This is a genomic window from Patescibacteria group bacterium (assembly GCA_018817715.1).
Taxonomy (GTDB): domain Bacteria; phylum Patescibacteriota; class Patescibacteriia; order Veblenbacterales; family UBA10138; genus JAHITT01.
Window position 1 is genome coordinate 1 of sequence record JAHITT010000002.1, and the last position, 20,449, is coordinate 20,449.

Annotated in this window: 16 protein-coding genes, 5 tRNA genes and 2 rRNA genes; 9 read left to right on the forward strand and 14 right to left on the reverse strand. The window is 37.8% G+C overall.

All coding sequences use genetic code 11. The features are described from left to right. The 5 genes from KKC17_01265 to KKC17_01285 form a co-directional block, all read left to right on the forward strand. Positions 1-1,446: ribosomal RNA gene (locus KKC17_01265) — 23S ribosomal RNA — on the forward strand; the annotation flags it as partial. Positions 1,447-1,627: 181 nt separating this feature from the next. Continuing rightward, a 5S ribosomal RNA gene (gene rrf, locus KKC17_01270) occupies positions 1,628-1,743 on the forward strand. 125 nt (positions 1,744-1,868) lie between these two features. Next, a complete protein-coding gene (gene nagB / locus KKC17_01275; protein ID MBU1038854.1) occupies positions 1,869-3,368 on the forward strand; it encodes a glucosamine-6-phosphate deaminase in 1,500 nt (499 codons plus the stop codon). Between the two features lie 118 nt (positions 3,369-3,486). Beyond that, a complete protein-coding gene (locus KKC17_01280) occupies positions 3,487-4,233 on the forward strand; it encodes a TrmB family transcriptional regulator (GenBank protein MBU1038855.1) in 747 nt (248 codons plus the stop codon). Positions 4,234-4,321: 88 nt separating this feature from the next. Continuing rightward, positions 4,322-5,299 (forward strand): hypothetical protein, encoded by a 978-nt coding sequence (locus KKC17_01285; GenBank protein MBU1038856.1) that lies wholly within the window; start codon positions 4,322-4,324, stop codon positions 5,297-5,299. A 23-nt stretch (positions 5,300-5,322) separates the two neighbouring features. On the opposite strand, the gene KKC17_01290 is transcribed toward KKC17_01285, so the two are convergent. After that, on the reverse strand, positions 5,323-6,207 hold the full coding sequence (locus tag KKC17_01290; protein ID MBU1038857.1) for a PHP domain-containing protein: 885 nt from the start codon (positions 6,205-6,207) through the stop codon (positions 5,323-5,325). Positions 6,208-6,247: 40 nt separating this feature from the next. Between KKC17_01290 and KKC17_01295 the strand changes: the two genes are divergently transcribed. Beyond that, positions 6,248-7,552 (forward strand): endonuclease Q family protein, encoded by a 1,305-nt coding sequence (locus KKC17_01295; protein MBU1038858.1) that lies wholly within the window; start codon positions 6,248-6,250, stop codon positions 7,550-7,552. Positions 7,553-8,060: 508 nt separating this feature from the next. On the opposite strand, the gene KKC17_01300 is transcribed toward KKC17_01295, so the two are convergent. From KKC17_01300 to guaA, 9 genes are all read right to left on the reverse strand, one after another. Further along, positions 8,061-8,131, reverse strand: a tRNA-Ala gene (locus KKC17_01300). Between the two features lie 111 nt (positions 8,132-8,242). Continuing rightward, a complete protein-coding gene (locus tag KKC17_01305; GenBank protein MBU1038859.1) occupies positions 8,243-8,491 on the reverse strand; it encodes a hypothetical protein in 249 nt (82 codons plus the stop codon). Positions 8,492-8,507: 16 nt separating this feature from the next. Next, positions 8,508-8,584, reverse strand: a tRNA-Val gene (locus tag KKC17_01310). Positions 8,585-8,606: 22 nt separating this feature from the next. Then, positions 8,607-8,693: transfer RNA gene (locus tag KKC17_01315), tRNA-Leu, on the reverse strand. 100 nt (positions 8,694-8,793) lie between these two features. Beyond that, a complete protein-coding gene (rplS, locus tag KKC17_01320) occupies positions 8,794-9,156 on the reverse strand; it encodes a 50S ribosomal protein L19 (protein ID MBU1038860.1) in 363 nt (120 codons plus the stop codon). 71 nt (positions 9,157-9,227) lie between these two features. Continuing rightward, complete coding sequence (gene gmk, locus KKC17_01325; protein ID MBU1038861.1) at positions 9,228-9,797, reverse strand: guanylate kinase; 570 nt, start codon at positions 9,795-9,797, stop codon at positions 9,228-9,230. Beyond that, on the reverse strand, positions 9,794-10,720 hold the full coding sequence (locus tag KKC17_01330; protein ID MBU1038862.1) for an RluA family pseudouridine synthase: 927 nt from the start codon (positions 10,718-10,720) through the stop codon (positions 9,794-9,796). Before KKC17_01330 ends, gmk begins: the two co-directional genes overlap by 4 nt. A 50-nt stretch (positions 10,721-10,770) precedes the next feature. Then, a complete protein-coding gene (locus KKC17_01335; GenBank protein MBU1038863.1) occupies positions 10,771-12,273 on the reverse strand; it encodes a hypothetical protein in 1,503 nt (500 codons plus the stop codon). Positions 12,274-12,347: 74 nt separating this feature from the next. Then, positions 12,348-14,135, reverse strand: a complete 1,788-nt coding sequence (gene guaA / locus KKC17_01340; protein ID MBU1038864.1) for a glutamine-hydrolyzing GMP synthase — start codon at positions 14,133-14,135, stop codon at positions 12,348-12,350. Positions 14,136-14,247: 112 nt separating this feature from the next. Here guaA and KKC17_01345 point away from each other — a divergent pair, with 112 nt between their 5' ends. Further along, positions 14,248-15,324, forward strand: coding sequence for an IMP dehydrogenase (locus KKC17_01345; GenBank protein ID MBU1038865.1), 1,077 nt, complete (start codon positions 14,248-14,250; stop codon positions 15,322-15,324). Between the two features lie 507 nt (positions 15,325-15,831). Here the strand turns inward: KKC17_01345 and KKC17_01350 are convergent. The 4 genes from KKC17_01350 to KKC17_01365 form a co-directional block, all read right to left on the reverse strand. Further along, positions 15,832-15,908, reverse strand: a tRNA-Val gene (locus KKC17_01350). Between the two features lie 54 nt (positions 15,909-15,962). Then, a complete protein-coding gene (locus KKC17_01355) occupies positions 15,963-16,388 on the reverse strand; it encodes an NUDIX hydrolase (GenBank protein ID MBU1038866.1) in 426 nt (141 codons plus the stop codon). Between the two features lie 115 nt (positions 16,389-16,503). Then, positions 16,504-16,580 (reverse strand) — tRNA-Ile (locus tag KKC17_01360). A 218-nt stretch (positions 16,581-16,798) separates the two neighbouring features. Further along, positions 16,799-17,941, reverse strand: coding sequence for a hypothetical protein (locus KKC17_01365; GenBank protein MBU1038867.1), 1,143 nt, complete (start codon positions 17,939-17,941; stop codon positions 16,799-16,801). A 140-nt stretch (positions 17,942-18,081) separates the two neighbouring features. Here KKC17_01365 and infB point away from each other — a divergent pair, with 140 nt between their 5' ends. Together infB and KKC17_01375 are read left to right on the forward strand one after the other, a co-directional pair. Next, entirely contained in the window at positions 18,082-20,094 is a 2,013-nt protein-coding gene (gene infB / locus KKC17_01370; protein MBU1038868.1) for a translation initiation factor IF-2, read from the forward strand. Continuing rightward, entirely contained in the window at positions 20,051-20,431 is a 381-nt protein-coding gene (locus KKC17_01375; protein ID MBU1038869.1) for a ribosome-binding factor A, read from the forward strand. The genes infB and KKC17_01375 overlap by 44 nt, the downstream gene beginning before the upstream one ends. Positions 20,432-20,449: the final 18 nt, after the last annotated feature.

Sequence of the window (20,449 nt, forward strand, 5' to 3'; positions counted from 1 at the left end):
CTGGCCAGTGTCAGAACGTTAAAGCGAGAGGTCATTTTAGTCGCAAGACTAAAGGCAGCCTTGAACTGAAGCGCTGATGAACGCCGGCGGTAACTATAACCGTCCTAAGGTAGCGAAATTCCTTGTCGGGTAAGTTCCGACCTGCACGAATGGCATAACGAGTTGACGACTGTCTCAACGAGGGACTCAGTGAAATTGCAAGACCTGTGAAGATGCGGGTTACCCACGGCTAGACGAAAAGACCCCGTGAAGCTTTACTACAGCTTGGTATTGAATATTAGGCCCGTTTGCTCAGTATAGGTGGGAGGCTTTGAAGCTGCGACTCTGGTTGCGGTGAAGCCGGCAAGTGAGATACCACCCTGATGTTTCTAATGTTCTAACTTTATGCCGTTATCCGGCTAAAGGACAGTATCTGGCAGGTAGTTTGACTGGGGCGGTCGCCTCCTAAAATGTAACGGAGGCGTTTACTAAGGTTGGCTAGCTCCCGATGGAAACGGGAGTGATAGGGCAAACCCATAAGCCAGCTTTACTGCAAGGGCTACAACCCGAGCAGTTGCGAAAGCAGAAGTTAGTGATCCGACGATCCAATATAGGATGGTCGAAGCTCAACGGATAAAAGTTACTCCGGGGATAACAGGCTGATCGGGTCCAAGAGTCCACATCGACGACCCGGTTTGGCACCTTAACATATCGGGGTGCACAAACAGTGATGTTTTTCCCAATCTTTTCGTTTAAATTACAATAAAATTAGATAGGACAAGAAATGACCAAATATTCGGCTTATAACGGTGAACCCGTCAGCTCGTCTAACGAGCCCGGCAATACCGTGGGAAGTCGCTCTACTTTAGAGTGGAGTTGACCCCGTAACGACTGACCCGAAAGGGGAGATTTTCAGTCCCTTCGCCAGCTGGCGAAAGGTGACTGGAGATAACACGCCGACTCTTGTTACAAAAAACTGAAGATTATGCGGATCACGTTCCATCAAAAATGGAATCCGCTACGATCCAGTACAAGATGAAGATATAGTCTGCGCCATATGAAAGTATGGAATTAAGTACGATGTCGGCTCATCGCATCCTGGGGCTGAAGAAGGTCCCAATGGTTAGGCTGTTCGCCTATTAAAGCGGTACGCGAGCTGGGTTCAGAACGTCGTGAGACAGTTCGGTCTCCTGTCTGTCGTGGGCGTGCGAAACTTGAGAAGGCTCTTCCCTAGTACGAGAGGACCGGGAAGGACGAACCTCTAGTGTGCCAGTTGGTTCACCAGAACCATCGCTGGGTAGCTACGTTCGGCACGGATAAGCGCTGAAAGCATCTAAGCGCGAAGCCGTCTTCAAGATTAGGTTTCGATATTAAGCACCAGGGAGAATACCTGGTTGATAGGTGGTAGGTGTAAGATCCGCAAGGATTTTAGCCGAGCCATACTAATCGGCTGAGTGGTTTAACCGCAAGAACGAGTAGATAAATTACTCTAAAAAATGCTTAACAAAATACCAGAAGGCGCGCGTTTAATAATCGCCGTTTTCGTTATCACAGTTTTTATCGGTTTAATATTTTATTTTACGCCACCCGTTTTATCGGTTGGCTATTAAATAAAAATTTCGATAGAAAATTTTGTGGGGTATAGAATTCTCGTGCTTCAAGCCGAGGGGCCACACCTCTTCCCATCCCGAACAGAGCCGTTAAGCCCTTGAGCGCCGATGATACTGGGACATTAGTCCTTGGGAAAGTAGGCCAGCGCGAGAGTCCTGTATCCCACTTTTTGTTTAATCAGATATTTATAAAACAAACCTTCCTAATTTTAATTATTGGGAAGGTTTGTTGGTTTGGTGGTTTATTGTTATTATTTATAACGTGTTATTGAAATTTTTATGAAAGTAATCGTTGTAAAAAATTATCAAGAAATGTCTAAAAAAGCCTTAGGTTTGGTTATGGCCCAATTATGGGAAAAACCAGATTCAGTTTTAGGTTTGGCAACAGGTAGTACGCCATTGGGGCTTTATAAAAAATTAGTTCAAGCTTATCGGCTGGGTAATGCTGATTTTTCTAAAGTAGTCACTTTTAATCTAGATGAATATTATGGCTTAGGCCCCAATGATAAGCAGAGTTATCATTATTATATGTGGGCTAATTTTTTTAGCCAGATTAATATTAGACCGGAAAATATTCATATTCCAGATGGTTTAGCAAGCAATAAAGAAGTTAAAAAGTATGTTCGCAATTATGAAAAAGCTATTTTTGAAGCTGGTGGAATTGATTTACAAATTTTAGGCTTGGGACGTAACGGACATTTAGGTTTTAATGAGCCGGGTAGTAATTTTTCCAGTCCAACTCGTTTAGTTAAATTGTCTGCTTCAACCCTTAAGGCTAATGCCAGATTTTTTTCTTCTATAAAACAGGTGCCTAAACAAGCCTTAACCATGGGTCTTGGTACTATAGCTAAGGCTAATAAGATTATATTGTTAGCTGTCGGTGCTGATAAGGCCGTGGCCGTAGCAGCAACTGTGGAGGGTAGAGTTAGTAAAAAAGTTCCAGCCACAATTTTACAAAAATTAAACAATGTTACTTTTATAATAGATGAAGCGGCCGCCAGTAAATTAAAAAAGAATTATAAGTCGTCTTTGTCTTTAGTAGATAAGCGTTTTAATGTTTTAACCGAAGATAATTTACCAAAAGATAAAAAAATTATTGTTATTTCCCCACATCCGGACGATGCTTCTATTAGTTTAGGTGGTACGATTAGTGCTTTAGCTAAGTATAATAAAGTTTATACTTTTATAATGACAACTGGATATCGCTCTTTCATGAATGGTAAAGATAAATTAGAGAGAATTAAAATACGAGAGAAAGAAGTTAGGCGGGAAGGTAAAATATTAGGCGCCGAGCCGATTTTTCTTCATTTGAGTTGTTATGACGCCAAAGATATTAAACAGGCTATTAAGAACGATGTTAATAAAGTAAAACATTTATTTAATCAGATTAAGCCGGATATTATTTTTTTACCACACAAGAAGGATGGTCACCCTACACATATTGCCAGCCGTAAAGTTACTTTATTGTCTTTACCAAAGGTTAGGCAACCCTATGGCCAAGAATTAGAATTATGGCAGTTTGAAGGTCCGTGGGCTATTTTTAGCGAAGGGGATTTTGATACTATTTTTGCTTTTTCTAAAAAGGCTATGTTTAAAAAAATGCAGGCTATTAGAGCTCAAACTTCGCAGATTAGTCGAACCCGTTTTGATGTAGCTGCTGAATCTTTAGCCAGATTAAGAGCTGCTTTAATACCAGAACAAGCTTTGTTTGGTTTTGGCCAAAAGAAAAGTAAAAAATTGGGCGACTATTTTGAGCTTTTTAAAGTAACCAGGAAATAGTTTTTAAAAAAGATTAAAAGTTTCTATGTCAAAAAAAATTTGACATTTTTTTTATTTAAGGTAGGCTTATATTGGTTAATTTTGATAAGAATTGTAGAAAAAAATCGGACAAGATTTTATGTCAAAAATAAGGGAAATATTAATAAAATTTGGTCTAGCAGATAAGGAAATAGCTGTTTACTTATCTTTGCTTAAATTAGGGCCTTCACCTGTTAGAAAGGTGGCCTTGGAGGCTGGGGTTAACAGGGGTACGACTTATGATATTTTAAAAAGCCTGCAAGAACAGGGTTTAGTTAGTTATTTTCACGAAGAAAAACGGCAGTACTTTATTGCTGAAGACCCTAAGGCGTTAGTTGATTGTTTAGACAACAAAAAAATAAAAATGGATAATTTGCGAACGGATTTAGTGGCTTTGTTACCCGAGCTTAAATCTATTCAGTATGTTATGGAGGAAAGGCCAGTGGTTAAATTTTACGAAGGCAGTCAAGGAGTTAGAACTATTTTACAGGATGTTTTGGATGTTATGTCTACTAGCCAAATAGCAGAGTATTATGTTTTTTCTTCGGCTGATGTTAAAAAGTATATTTATCAAGCTTACCCCACTTTTACCGAAGAAAGAATTCATTTAGGTATTAAAGTGCAGGCAATTTCTTTAGGTTCAGGGGGTGAAGAAACAGAATTATCTAAACGTAAATGGTTGCCTACTAACAATAGCGCGCCGACTTACACTTTAATTTATGCCGGCAAGGTAGCGATGATTTCCATTAATAACGAAAAAAAACAGCCGCACGGCGTTATTATAGAAGACAAAAGTTTGTATCAAACACAGCAAATGATTTTTGATAGTTTGTGGAATAAAATTTAAGAACAGTTGTTTTGTTAGGTTAGAATTTTAAAGAATTTTGTCCTAACAAAATAAATCATAAAAAGGTTCTTTAAAAAACGAGGTAAGTATGGATTCGCAAAAAGAAAGGGTAATTTTAACCCCAGGTTTTCATGTTCTTGAACCACTTTTGACGACTGATGAATTTGGTCGTCAGATAGTTGTGAAGACTATTGGTCAAGCAGATAAGGACATTCTTAACAAAGAAATGGCCGAACAATTAGTTAAGGATATTAAGTATTATCACAGTATTTTAAAAAATAATGGAGTAGCTGTTCCAGAGCAAATATCTGTTGAAATGATTAATCATGACAATGGACGTTGGGGAATAGTTGAAAAATCGTTGTTTAGTGGTATAGATTTAGAGAAATTATTACTTAAAGGTACTGAGAATGATTGTGTTAGATTGGTTAAGGGAATATTAATGAATTTGAATAAAATATTTCTATTGAGAAATTTAGATAGTTATGATATTGAAGTAACAGTTGATCCTAAACCCGCTAATTGGGTCTGTGATTTTTCTGGAGTAGTTTATTATGTCGATTTAATTCCTCCAAGATTTAGAAATGGACGAGGTGAAATTTTATTAGAATTTCCCAGAGCAACTCCATTGGCAGAGGATGATTGGAAGTTCTTATATCGCCGGTATTTTGACAGGAGAGGAATAATTCACATACTATTTGTTCAACTTTGTCGATTAAGGCCGGAGCTAAGACCTATTTTCAGTAATTTAATAATCGATTTTTTGACAGATCTAGAAGATGTTTTAGTTTTAGAATTTTTTAATTCCTTACCAGCCCAAAGATTGGCCGTCATTATAGAGAGTGGTATTTCACCAGGTGAAGCGATTAACGAAATAATTGATACCATTGGTTTGGAATCAGCTGATAATATTCGCGACATCGCTTTGCAATTGCTTCAAAAAAAATCAACTTTTTTGGCTGAAATATTTAATTTATCACATGTTGATATGTCCGGCAGGCTTCATTCGGAAAATGTTGAAAAATTAAAAAAACTGTTGGTCAAATTGGCTAACGGGAATCATTAAAATAAAAACGGGTGATTATATAATTAATTGCCCGTTCTTTTTATTAGCTCTTTTTTGAATAAGACCCATTCTTTGTTAGTTAAACCTTTCATACCAAGATATCTTTCTGGATGATGGAACGGCCCATGCCAGTCAGAGCTGCCAATACCTAATAAATTATTCTTAATTATTATTTTTTTATATAAACGTTCTTGTTCTGTAGTATGGTTAGGGTGCCGGAATTCTATGCCGTCTATACCTGCTTTAATTAGTTCCTTAGTCAATTTATTAATTATTTTTATAGTTTCTTTCTTACTTAATTTTGATCTGTTAATTAATTCTCCGGGATGAGCAAATATAGCAACAGCATTACTGTCTTTAATCCTTTTAATTAATCCTATTGGATTTTTTGCCCAACTGCCGTAGGGTACATGATATTTACCCTTAGTGTTCAGAAGTTTTCCTATTTCCCCAGGTTGGATCCCACTTATTTGAGCAGTTTTTTTTTGTATATGATATTTAGTAACGCAGGTACCCGCTGGTCTTTCTTTTAGAAGTTCTTGAAAATTTAATTTTAGACCTAATTTTTTTTCTAGTATTTTGGTTATTTTCTTTGATCTTTCATTATAACCTGTAATTATAGGTTTAAGTATCTTATTAATTTTTTTTATATCAAAGGCTATTGAATAGGCTAATATATGTACTTCAATACCTTTATATTTAGTGGATATTTCTACACCTTGTATTGTTTCTATAGAGTTGTTATCTGCTGCTTGTTTAAATTCTGAATAACCGGACAAGGTATTATGATCGGTTAATATTAAACCTTTTAATTTATTTTTTTGGGCCTTAATTATTATTTCTGACGGAGAGCAGTCTCCATCAGAGAGGGTTGAATGACATTGAAAATCATAGTTGTAGTCGGCCATGGATTTTATGTTACACTGTTAATAAGTACTAGGCAATATTATGAAAATTTACGCTGATTTACATATTCATTCCAAATACTCTCGGGCTTGTTCTAAAGAGCTTACACCCGAGAACATAGATTTATGGTGTCGGATTAAAGGTTTGGGGCTCGTGGCTACTGGCGATTTTACTCATCCTAAATGGTTTAGCGAACTTAAGGAAAAGTTGGAACCAGCTGAGGAGGGTTTGTATAAACTTAAATCTAGTTATCAAAAAACCGAGCCATTATTTAAAGAAAAACAAATTCAACCAGTCAGATTTATGGTGGGTACGGAATTGTCTTGTATTTATAAACATAATGACAAGGTGCGCCGGGTACATCATTGTGTATTTACACCAAGTTTAGAAATTGCCAGTCAAATAAGCCAAGCTTTGGTAGACAGGGGTTGTAATATAAAGTCTGACGGCCGGCCGATTTTGGGTTTAGCCAGTAAAGAGCTGTTAAAAATTATTTTAGATATAGATAAACGTAATGTTTTAGTGCCGGCACATATTTGGACACCTTGGTTTGCTGTGTTTGGTTCTAAATCTGGTTATGATAGTTTAGAAGAATGTTTTGAAGAATTAGCTGACAAGATATTTGCCGTGGAAACCGGGTTATCATCCGATCCTAAAATGAATTGGCGGGTGCCTAAATTAGACAAAGTAGCACTTATTTCCAATTCGGATGCGCATTCTTTGCCAAACTTAGGTCGGGAGGCCAATGTTTTTTCTGGAAATAGTTTATCCTACGATAATATTTGGCAAGCAGTTAAAGAAGTGGCTGTCAAAAATAAAACAGCCAGTTTAGTTTTGGAAAAAACCATAGAATTTTTTCCGGATGAAGGTCGGTATCATTTTGATGGGCATAAAGACTGTCAAATATGTTTATCACCCCAGGAAACAAAAAAACAGCAAGGTCTTTGCCCTAAATGTTTAAGACCTTTGACCATTGGCGTGCTAAATAGAGTAGAGGAGCTGGCTAGTCGTCCAGAGGGTTATCAAACTAATCAACGCTTACCTTATATAAGTTTAGTGGAGTTGGATAAATTAATAGCTGAAGTTTTGGGGGTTAAGGGTCGACAAAGCAAGAAAGTTGGGGAAATTTATTGGCCTTTAGTGTCGGCTTTTGGCAGTGAGTTAGCTGTTTTATTAAGCAGTTCTGTAGGCGATTTAAAAAAGATAGCGGGGCCTAATTTAGCTAAGGGGATACAAAATTTACGACAAGGTCGAGTTAGTTTAAGCCCGGGCTATGATGGTGAATATGGTCAGGTAAGGGTGTTAAGCCAAGCAAAAAAACTTATTAATCAAACCAGTTTGTTTTGAGTTTTTTTGTTTAAATTTTTTAAAAGCAAAAACCCTGCCCTTTATAAAAAAGTTGGCAGGATTTTTGTTGTGTTAGAAAACTTTAGAGAAAGAATTACTTCTTACCCTTTTTAGCCTTCTTGGTGGTCTTCTTGGCCTTCTTAGCTACCTTCTTGGTCTTTTTTACAACCTTCTTAGCCACCTTCTTTGTTTTCTTGACAGCCTTCTTGGCTTTTTTCTTCATAGCCATTTGTATCACCTCCTCCCTTTATTAGAGGTAAGTTAGTCTACTTCTAGTATATATTATTTTTGTTTTTGATAATAGTCTAACTTTTTAATTACTAGAAGAAAAGTTTTTCAACTGATTATATTATAAGAATTATTTTCTAAAGCCGCAAGGGGTAGTTGGTTTTTAAGTTTTTAATTTCTATTTTTATAAAAATAAAACCCCATCGGTTAAGAATGGAGAATTTTATAAATGGTGGAGATGAGAGGATTCGAACCCCTGACCCCCGCCTGCCATAGCCTTTGGACCTAGGGAGAATCGAACTCCCACCTGTCGGATGCAAACCGACTGCACTACCATTATGCTATAGGCCCATAGGTCATGGCGGGCAGGTCTAGCCTCAGCCAGAGGCTGATCTCGGCCAAAGGCTGACCAGCCTCTGGCTGGCGGAAACTTAAGCTACATCCCCTAAGGTTTTTGATTTATTATTTTAAGCTACCGAATAAAGGAGAGAGTAAGCCTAATAGTAAAGGTTCAAATAATCCGGTGATAGTGGCAAAACCTATAATAATCAAGATAAAGCCGATTAATTTGTAAAATAATCTAGAGCCACCATCGCTACCTAAATGCTGTTCAGCCCAGGCTACTCCACCGAAGTTTCTAATAAGCCATTCGGTTCCCCAAATTAAACCAGCGCCAAGGGCAGTTATTATAGAACCAATAATAATAGGCATAGAATATTTGAGAAAATGGTGCGCGCTTAGGGATTCGAACCCCAGACCTCTTCGGTGTAAACGAAGCGCTCTAACCAACTGAGCTAAGCGCGCTGAATTATTAAACAAGAACCTTTGGTGCCCAGGAGAGGATTCGAACCTCCATGGGATTGCTCCCGCTACCACCTCAAGGTAGTGCGTATACCAGTTCCGCCACCTGGGCTAAATAAGACTATCTTTTAGGATACTATATTATTTTAAAACACCAAAACGAAAATGAGTTGGTGCTTTAAGAGACTTCTTATTAGATAATCAAAAGACTTTTAGGAAACTTCTTTTAGCTTTTTTTTGTAATCTCTTAAGTAAAATAATTTCGCCCGGTTGGTTTTAAAAGTTTTTAGAACTTCAATATCAGCGATAGTTGGTAGATGTAGGGGAAAAATTCTTTCCACACCAACACCGTGGGAAACTTTTCGAACAGTGATAGTAGAATTAGTGCCCAAACCCCCGCGACGACTAAGAACCAAACCTTCAAATACCTGAATACGTTCTTTTTCTTCGCCTTTGGTGTTAGTTTCCTTTATTTTTTGGTGCACTTTAACCAATTGGCCGGACTTAATATGGGAGAAATCTTTTTTCTCTGTCGGGGCAACAGCCTCAGCTGGGACGGTTTTTTGTTCAGACATAGCAAAATTAATTAAAATATATTGAGTTTAAGCTTAATAAAAATAGCAATTTTTACGGCTACTGTCAAGGCCTAGGAGGTATGGTTTAAGATGATGTTTTTAACTTGCCTGACTGTTTTATTCAAATAGCCCAAGCGGTTGATGATTGTATATTGGTACATAGGTTTTTTCTTTAATTCTTGCTGGGCTTCCAACCAGCGTGAGTTTTTTTGTTCAGCAGTCATTTTAGTAGAAGCGAAGATTCGACGTTTTATTTCTTGTTTAGATTCAGCTGTAATAAATATTAGAATTGTTTCGGGTAATTTATTTTTTATTTGAGCGGCCCCCTGAACATCGATTTGCAAAATAACGTTTTTACCTTTTTTAAGAGCCTGCTCTACGGGTTGTTTAGGTGTACCAAAATAAGCTTGTCTAACCGTAGCCCATTCTAAAAATTTTTCTTGGGTAATCATTTTTTCAAAAATACTTGGTGGCACGAAATTATAAGCCTGGCCGTTTTTTTCACCTGGCCGCTTGTTTCGGGTGGTGTAAGTTATAATATGAACCAAATTTAAAGAACTGTTTTTCCATAAGGAACGAACCACTGAATCTTTGCCGACCTGAGAAGGGCCGGAAATAATAAAAAGTTTACCTGGCTTCATGAAAGTTGTTTAAGGAAGTCTTGTAGTTCTAAAGGTAGCGGACTAACAAACTCTTGCCAATTATTTAAGAGGTCAAAAAAGCCTAGTTTGGTAGCGTGTAAAAAAAGCCTACCAGGATTGTTTTTAAAACTCAAGTTTTTGGGGCGATAAATTGGATCGCCAACTAAAGGATGGCCATAAGAATTAAGATGGGTTCTTATTTGGTGGGTTCGACCAGTGGCAATGGTAACACTTATTAAGCAGACTGCTTGGTATTGTTTAACAACAGTAAAGTGGGTAACTGCTTCTTTACCACCAGTTTGGTTAGCGGCTTGAGCAGCCATTTTTGTGCGATTGTTTTTGGAACGGCTGATAGAAAAATTTATAGTGCCCGATGGTTGGTGCATTTGACCAATAACCAGAGCTGAATATTCTTTAGCTACTTTTCTTTCTTGAAAAGCATTTTTTAGATGTTCAAACATAGCTTGGTTTTTAGCCACAACCATTAGCCCCGAAGCTTCTTTGTCTAGCCTATGCACAATACCTGGTCGTAAAGCATCTTCGCCTACGGTTTTGAGGTCTGGATATTTAGCCACCACCCCTTCAATCAAAGTAGGTTCGGTAACGCCTGATGCTGGATGGGTTGTTAAGCCGGACGGTTTATTGATAATTAAATAATCTACCGTGTCCTTTATTAGTTCCCATTTAACATTAGGGTTAGGTTGTAGGGTAGTTTTAGGTTTATTAACAAGCAGAGGATAGTTTATGACATCATCTTTTTTTAACCAATGGTGAGGAGTAGCTTTTTTGTTATTAACGGTTATGAGCCCCTGTTTAATATTTTGTTGTAGCAAGTGTCGGGAAAGTGTTGGTAATTGGCTAACTAGAAATTTATCCAGACGGGTTGGTTGGGTAAGTGGGGGCACAGTTATGGTTTGAGACATAAAAATTAACAAACAAGATGATTAATAATCAAAAACAAAATATCATGTTTTTACAATTTATTGTTTTTGCTTTGGTGATTTTTTAGATAACTAAGCGCTTCTTTTTTATTTTTAATAAGGCCGTTTACCTGGGCTTCTTCTAGTATTTTTAGTAGTTGGCCGACCTGGCGACCAGGTTTAATTTTAAACTTAGTCATAATATCTTGGCCGTTTAGTAGTAGTTTAAGTTGTCCAGAGGGTAAGGATAATCTAACTTGTTTAATTTTTTTCAAAAGTTCATCAAAACCATCTAGTAATCGTAAGTTATTGGTCGGTCGGGTGGCCCAAGTATCGGCAAAGATTAACTGGAGTAATAATTGGCCTTGGTCAGGGTTTTTTAGAAAATATTTATAAAGGGTAGTTGGTTTAAAGTCCTGAGGGCGACCGTGTGCCAGTAGTAGATGATTAGCTGTTAGCCAAGTTACAACAGTAGTTTCTATTTGACCAGCTAAGGGATCTTGGTAGCTGGTTAATTTTAGGCGTTCAATTAGGCCGGGTATCATTTTGGCTCCAACTATGTCGTGATTGTGGTTGCGTATGCGGTCAGTGCCGTGGCTTTGTGGGGTTTGTAAGGTTAATGGTTTACCAAGATCATGCAGTAAAATAGCTAAGAGAAGATTAAGACTAGGAGATTGTTTGGGCCAATATTTGGTCCAAGCGGGACTGGTTAAAGAAGCAAAAGCTAATAAAGTGTGGGTTAGTACGTCGCCTTCGCTGTGAAATTGTGGCGGTTGGGGGCAGGCGCGCAAATTTTGGACTTCGGGTAATAGTAGTTTTAAATAGCCATTTTTTTCATAAAGATTAATTGTCTCGATTGGGTTGGCCAAAAGGGATTTTAAAAATTCTTTGGCTATGGTTTCTCGTGGCACCAAGTAAGTTTTGTTAATTTGTTTATTAGCCACGGAGCGGGCTATTTTTTTTATGGCCTGTAAAGTGGTTTGTTCAATAGTAAAATTTAATTGGCAAGCCAACCGCAATCCTCGCAATCCTCGCGATAAATCTTCTTGTAAGCGGTCATTGGCTCGGCCGACTGTTTTAATTATTTTGTTGTTTAAATCACTTTGGCCGTTGTAAGGGTCGATAATTTTTCCGGTTGATAAATTTAAAGCTAGGGCATTTAGGGTAAAATCGCGTCTGGCCAAATCTTGTTCAACTGTTAAGTTGGCATCGCTTTGTACGCTAAAATCGCGGTAGTGGCCGCTGAAATTTAAACTGTGTTCGGTGCGTGGTAAGGCTACATCAATTAATTCGCCAGACCAATTTTTAGGCAGCCACTTAAAAACACCAAAATTTTTACCCACTAAATTGGTGGTCCCAAGTTTTTTTAAGTTCTTTTCCAGTGGATCGGCTGGTATATTTTTAACTAGCAGGTCGTAATCTTTGGTTGGCCTTTTTAACAATAAGTTACGAACCGCTCCGCCCACTAGATAAATTTCCGCTGTGGGGAGCAGTTTTTTTAATTGCTTAATTACTTTTATTAGCTCTTGTGGAAGTTTGGGTGGTAAGGAGGACATAATTTATTATTCTTAAACCAGATTTTTATTCTGGTTAAACTTTAACAAAAAAACCCCTTTTTAGACAGGGTTTTTTATTCCCATTCAATTGTGCCCGGGGGCTTATTGGTTAAATCGTAGAAGATGTAATCAACCAGTTTTAATTTTTTTATTTGCTTAACTATTTGGCTTAATGTTTTAGCTGGTAGGCGATAAGCCTGGCCAGTCATAGCTTCTTTGGAAGCAAAAGGCCTTAAAACTAGGCTGTCTTTATATTGCTGGCCAAAGGGTATAAGGATAACTGGACATTGCCAGATTTTATAATAAACATTAGCTTGTTTTAAAATTTTGCTGATTAGATGGTCGAGAATTTGTAGTTTTTTGATACGGTTGGCTGAGAGATAAGCTTCGTAAGGTTGGCCTAAGTTTATAGTGGGGCCAAAAATTTTTAAAATAACCCGATTTATTTCCGGATGTTGGTTAGCTAGTTTGGTAGCTTGTTTAGTGTAGTTAATAAAATTTTTATAAGTTCCTTCTAGGGCCAAAGGGTGAGCATAACTTCTTTCGTCGCCTTGTACGCCGACGCTTTTAATGGGTAGTAAGCGGTGCTTAAGTTTAAGTTTTGTTAATTGGAAATTATTAACAGCGGAATTTTTAAGTTCTTTTTTATTTAAGCAAAGAATTCTGACAGCTAGTCCCGGACCAGGAAAAGGGTGAGTCCAAATTAGCTCGGGTGGCAGTTTTAAATCATTACCCAGCTGCCTAACCTCATCTTTATATAGTTTACGTAAAGGTTCCACCAGCAAACCTTTAGCTGCTAAGTCGGCTAATAAACCAATTCTGTTGTGGTGGGTTTTTATTTTATCAGCGTGTTTGGTGCCGCCAGATTCAATAGTATCGGGATAAATAGTGCCCTGACCTAAGAGCCAGTCTTTTTTATTAAGTTTTAAGTTTTTAATACCCAAATTAACGCATTGTAAAAAGGTTTGGCCGATAATCTGCCGTTTGGTTTCCGGTTCAGATATTTTTTTAAGTTTGTTTAGAAATAAATTTTTAGCTTGAATAATATGTAAATTATTAAAGCCAATTTTATTTAGAGCCCGTTTAACTAAAAGGCTTTCGTTTTGCCTCATAAAGCCAGTGTCCACATGCAAGGCTTGGACCCGGTTATTACCCAAAGCTTTACTCATGATAGCTAAAGCTACAGTAGAATCAATTCCGCCGGAAGCTAGCAGGAAAACTTTTTTATTTTTAGCTTGTTTAATAGTTTCTTGTAGAATTTCTTGTACTAAAGAGGTTTGTTGATTAGTTTTAGTTTTACAAATATCAAAAACAAAGCGGGTTAAAATATCTAAGCCGTAGGCGGTATGGTGAACCTCGGGATGAAATTGCAAGCCGAAAATAGGTTTAGTTTTATGAACAATGGCCGCTTGTTTTAGAGAGGTGGTGCTGGCTAAGGTAGTAAAGTCTTTAGGAAGTTTAGTGACGCTGTCGCCGTGGCTCATCCAAACTACGCTGACTTTTGGTAGGTCTTTTAGTAGGAGATTGTTTTTTTTAATCACCAATTTGGCTAAGCCATATTCTCGAATTTTGCTAGGAGTTATTTGTCCGCCAAAAATTTGAGAGATTAGTTGGTGACCATAACATAAACCTAAAATTGGTAGATTTAGTTTAAAAATTTGGTCATTATATTTAATTGGATTGGTTATAACGCTGTTAGGTCCGCCAGATAGAATTAGTCCTTGGGCCTTAGTTAGTTGATTACTTGAAACAGTTGGTGGAAATATTTTATAGGCCACGCTTAAATCTTTTAAACGTCGGCTAATAAGATGCGTATATTGGGAGCCAAAATCGATAATAGCTATAAATTTATTAGTAGTCATGAATTGATTGTAGCTTGTAAAGCTGATAGTATCAAAGCATACTTTTAGAGTTAGGAATTATGAATTAAGGGTAAGCATCTTAATGCTTAAGTTATTATTTTAATTTTATTTTATGTCTCTACCTTTATATTTAACTTATGACGATGTTTTATTAGAACCGGGTTATTCGGATTTACGGCGTTCGGCTATAGATTTATCCACAATTTTAGGAAAAATTAAGCTAACAGCGCCAATATTATCAGCGCCAATGGATACGGTAACAGAAAGCGCTTTAGCTATAGCTTTAGCTAGATTGGGTGGGCTGGGCGTAATTCATATGAATATGCCAATTACTGCTCAGGTTAAGGAAGTTAGTAAAGTTAAAAAAGAAAAATTATTAGTAGGAGCCGCTATAGCTTATGGCGACGGAGCTTTTGAACGGGCCGAGGCTTTGCTTAAGTCGGATGTGGACTTGTTAGTAATAGATACGGCTCATGGTCATTCTAAAGGTGTTATAGAGATGACTAAGCAGATTAAAAAGGATAAAAGATTTAATAAAGTAACTTTGGTAGCTGGTAATGTGGCTACGGTCGAAGGGGTTAGGGTTTTAGTAAAAGCTGGCGCGGACGTGGTAAAGGTGGGGATTGGGCCAGGTTCCATTTGTACCACCAGAGTAGTGGCTGGTATAGGCGTGCCTCAACTATCTGCTGTGATGCTGGCGGTTAAAGAAGCTAATAAGTTTAAAAAACCGATTATTGCCGACGGTGGTATAAATTATTCAGGGGATATGGTAAAGGCTTTGGCTGGTGGAGCTGGGGCTATTATGTTGGGTAGATTGTTGGCTGGTACTAAAGAATCGCCAGGAAAATTAGTTAAGGCTAAGCAAGGTTGGTTTAAGGCTTATCGGGGCATGGGATCGTTTGAAGCTATGCAAAAAGGCAGTAAGAATAGATACGGTCAAGCTGATTTTAAAACTAAATATTTGGTGCCGGAAGGGGTTTCGGCTAGGGTACCTTATGTTGGTAGTTTATCTGATTATTTACAGCAAATGGTTGGTGGTATAAAATCCGGTTTTGTTTATATAGGTGCTAAAAATTTAAAAGAAGTTAAAAAGAAAGCTAAATTTATTAGGATAACCGAAGCTTCTCTTAAAGAAAGTCACCCGCATGATTTGTGGGCTATGCAAGTAACGTCTAATTATAATAAGTAAACTAAAACATCCCCCGCCTTAGCGGGGGATGTTTTTAAGAGTTAGGTAGTAGTCTTTTCGCGGCTGTTAGTAAAACTACTAGCCCCAAGAAGATAGAGGATTTATTTTGCGAGCAATCCTCTAAACTCTTAATTTGGCATTAAGCAGGTTTATCGTAATTATTTGTTGGATACCTGTTCCCCGGCGATCTTGTAGAAGAATTGACTTGAGTTTCAAGGCGCCTATATGCCTAACTTGTTATCGCTAAATTTCCGCCCAGAAAAGTAGCTACACACAAGTTTATTAATAATAGCAAAAAATGGCGGTTTAATCAAGGGTTTTTGTTAAATAAGGGCTAATATTAGGTAATTTTTAGCTGCTAGTGATTGGTTGATAATTACCAACTTTTAAATCAAAAATTCCCCGGGGTTTAGGCTGGGGAATTTTAAGTAAGGGGCAATTAAAGGCTTAATTAAGATATGGTGGGCGGGACCCCGCCGTGGCGTGGTGTGATGTTTATTTACACACTGGTGGGCACGCCCAGACTCGAACTGGGGACCTCGTCGATGTCAACGACGCACTCTAACCAACTGAGCTACGTGCCCAATAGTGTGTAAATAATTTATTAATGTTCTGCTCTAACCTCAGCCAGAGGCTGATTAATCTTTGACGGAAGCTGAGCTAGCCGCTTGTAAAGTTTTTAAAATAGGATCCAAGTATATATCATGCCGAAGTTCAGAAATTTTTTCAAGTGAGCACCAAACAAAGTCAGTGTGTTCTTGAGGATTAAGTTTTATTTCTCCAACAGTTTGTACTAGATAGGTTAAACGGACAACATGTTTGTCAGAATTTCTTAGAATATCTTGAGCCTGAATTATTCGTGGTTCATTAGTTATGGTTAAACCGGTTTCTTCAGTTATTTCTCTTTGTAAAGCTTGTTCAATAGGTTCGCCAATATTTATTCGTCCGCCTGGTATGTCCCACCTGGGTTCGCTTTCTTCGGGGTATGGTTCAGTCCTTTTGAGCAGTAGATAATTACCAGATTCGTTTTTTATTAAAGCTTTGACGCCGACTTGTAATTCCATAGCTTACTTAATAGAGGATAAAACTTTTTAGCCCTCCTTAACCAAGGCTTTTTAAGGGCAACTTTTTTTATTAATTAAGGTGTAATAATTATAACAATTGAAACCTTGATGAAAATGGTGGGTGTGGATGGACTCGAACCATCGACCTGGCGCTTATAAGACGCCTGCTCTAACCAGCTGAGCTACACACCCATAATATTTATTAAAATTTAAATCCTTTGGTTTTTATATTTATTATAATGTCTAACCTCAGCCAGAGGCTGATCCGTCTTTGGCGGAAGCTTAAGCTACACACCCATAAAATTGGTTAATAGCTAGTAGTTAATAGTAACAATAGCCTTAGCTATAAGCTTACATCATTAACTAGTAGCTATTTATTAATAGCATTGGCTATTTTAGCATTAGTTAAACTAGCTCTCAAGGGGTTTAAGAACAGATTTAATATGTTCAATGATTTTTTTTTCCGCAGTCACTACGGTTTCATTAATAAAAGCGGTAGCCCGATGCCGGTCACCTTGGGGATTAAAAGGTTTGAGTAAATCTAAAGCATAATGACCACTGCCACCGTAGAGGAATATTTCTGTTTTGTTAGGTGTCATTTCATAAAGCAAAATAACAGTGCCAGCTTCTGGTGAATTAATTAATAGTTCTTCTATAACACTGGGTAAGTCTTGGCTTCCGGCACCGGCTTTAACAAAATCATCCGGTTGCAAAAGCGACCAAACGAGCTTGCGTTGAGGGTCATTTTTTAATCTAGCCAAAACCCGTCCCCAGAGTTTAAGAGTATTAAGTTGTTTGGTGCGGTAAAGGTGAGTAACCACTTCTTCTCGCCTGGCACCCAGATTGATTAATTGCGCGGCGGCACCTAGGGAAGTCGGTGTTACTTTGGGTGAGGAGAAACTTTTGGTCGCGGCTGTTAAACCGGTAAACAAGCAGGTGGCTATATCATTGTCCAACAATGTGGAATCTATTTTTTGTATTATTTCAAAAATTATCTCGGCCGTGGAAGAAGCATTGAAATTAACCAGATTTATTTGGCCGTATTGTTCGTTAGCTGGATTGTGATCAAAATTTATTATATTAGTATTAAAAAAGAAATCGGTATTTTGTAAATAAAGTTCACCCAAACTATTTAAGTCTGGGGTATTTAAAGTAATAATTAAATCATACAAAAAATCAGATGAGCGGGTGGTAACTTGGCGAATATTAAAACTGCCTTGTTTGGGTGTTAAATAAATATTAAGTTTATCCTTATCCACACTGTAACTGACATTGTTTAGTTGATTTTGGCTAATATCTACAGAAACAATAAATTTTCTTAAGCTGTTTATTTGATTGTTTATTACTTTAGCTTGAGGTAAAAAACGGAAAGTTCCTGGTAAAGTAAAATCGGTTGATACTATATCAACGCGTTTATTCTTTTTTTGTAGCATTAAATATAAAGCCAAGGCGGTCGCTATAGCATCGCCGTCTTGTCGATTAGGGAAGGTTATTAAAATGTGGTTGCTACGGTTAAGAATGTCCCGTATTTGTTCGTATTCAGTTAAGGCCATATATTAAAAATAATCGTCTTACCTTACCTAGAAAGGCATTTTTTGTCAAGATTCTTTAATAACTGATTGACAAAAGCCTTAAAAATCGGTAAATTTAATAAAGTCTTGTTGTTGTTTAATTATATAAAATACTGCTAAACATGAATATTACTGAGCTGGCTAGAAGGTTAAAAGTGCCGACCCAACAGTTAAAAGACGAGTTGCCTCGTTTAGGTTTTGATATTGGACAACGGGCTATAAAAATAGATGACGCGGTAGCTGGGAAGGTAATTAAGTTATGGCAAAATCGACGGCAGGCTGTTCAAGAGGATAAATATGTAGTAATAGAAAAGCGATTAAATAAAACTGAAGATGATTCTAAAAAAAGAGAAGTACTAATTCCCTCTAGAATAAGCCCGCGGGATTTTGCCGCTCTTTTAAAACTGCCGGTCACTTCGGTGATGGCGGAACTTTTTAAGAATGGTGTAATGGCTTCTATTAATGAAGTTATAGATTTTGAGACAGCTTCAATTATTGCTCAGGACTTGGGCTATGTTACTACGCAGGCTACAGAACAAGAAACCACAGGACAAGAAGAAACAGAATCAGCCAATTTAAAAGAGCTTATTAAAGATGACAAGGAGACTGATTTAGAGCCTCGGCCACCAGTAGTGGTAGTAATGGGGCATGTTGATCATGGTAAGACTACTTTATTAGATGCTATTCGTTCGGCCAATGTGGCGGCCTACGAAAGCGGTGCGATTACTCAACATATTGGTGCTTATCAAGTAGAGGCTAAAGGAAGGAAGATTACTTTTCTGGATACACCAGGTCATGAAGCTTTTTCTTCTATGCGCGCCCGCGGTGGTCGTTTAGCGGATGTGGCTATTATTGTAGTGGCGGCTGATGATGGTTTACAGCCACAAACTTTGGAGGCCATTGAAATAGCTCAGAAGGAGAAGCTGCCTTTTTTGGTAGCCATAAATAAAATTGATCGAGAAACAGCTGATATAGAAAGAGTTAAAAAATCTTTGTCGGAAGTTAATTTATTGCCTGAAGATTGGGGTGGTAAAACTATTTGTGTGCCAATTTCCGCTAAAAAGAATGAGGGTATTACCGAAGTATTGGATATGGTTTTGCTTTTGGCTGATTTAGAAAAACTACAAGCTAATCCCAATCGTTTGGCTGTTGGTACGGTTATTGAGGCTAAATTAGATAAAGGTGAAGGACCAGTGGCGACTGTTTTAGTTAGGACCGGTACTTTAAAAATTGGCGATTTATTGATAGTCGGAGCTATTGGGGGCAAGGTGAAAGGCATGAGAGATTTTACCGGACAGGTGGTAAAAATAGCTACTCCAGCTATGCCAGTACGTATTTTGGGTTTAAAACAAACACCTCAGGCTGGTGATATATTTAAGGTAGTGGATAATGAGGAGGAAGTACGAGCAGTTCTTCGTAAAGCACCTCGTTTTCAGCGAAGTCCCCAGGTCAATGATAAACAGGCAGTGGTTGTGACGGAAGAGGAAAAAGAAGCGGACCAAAGTATTAGTGTGAATATTATACTAAAAACCGATGTTTTAGGTTCACGGGAAGCTTTACTTGGTTCCTTGTCAGAGTTATCTAATGATGAAGTTAAGGTTAAGGTAATAAAGACAGCTTTAGGTAGTATTAGTGAAGCCGATATTATACAAGCGGAAGGTAGTCGGGCTATTGTGATGGGTTTTAATGTGCCCTTACAGCCAGCTGCTCAAAATTTAGCCCGGACAAAAAAAGTTTTTGTTCAGACCTATAAGGTTATTTATGATTTATTGGATGAGGTTAAAAAACAATTGAATGCTTTATTAAAACCAGAATTGGTTAGGCATCAATTGGGAGTGGTTGAAGTAATTAAAATTTTTAGGCAAACTAAATCGGAACAAATTATTGGCGTGCGGGTAGTGGAAGGTACGGTTAGGGCTAAAACTAAAATTCATCTTTTACGTAATAGTCAGCCAGTTGTTGGTACTTGGGATTTGCAAGAAGTTAGATTAGGTAAAGAAATGGTTGGTGAAGTTGGCCAGGGAGGGGAATGTGGTTTAAGTTTGAAAGGCAGAGTACCTTTGTTGGTTAATGATCGTTTGGAAATATATCATGAAGAAATTAGACAGCGCGTTATTGGGCGCCAAACAAGTTAAAACACCTAACCGGCGTTTGTTGCGTTTAGCTAGTGTTATTAGACAGCATTTAGCTAACATTATCAGTCGGGAATTGGAAATTCCCCGGCGAACTTTGTTAACCATTTCTACAGTAGAAGTTTTAGCCGATTATAGCGCGGTAAAAATTGGTTTAGTTGTTTGGCCAACGGATCAGCAGGAAGTTGTTATGGTTATTTTAAATAATAATCTTAAACGACTGCAGATGTTATTGGCGCAAAAACTGACGATGTATCGGGTGCCTCGTTTACAGGTTAGTTTGGATGAGTCGGCTAACAAAGCCGCTCGCTTAGAGGGCTTGCTTGACAGTTTGGAGTAATAAGTAATAGTATGCCAA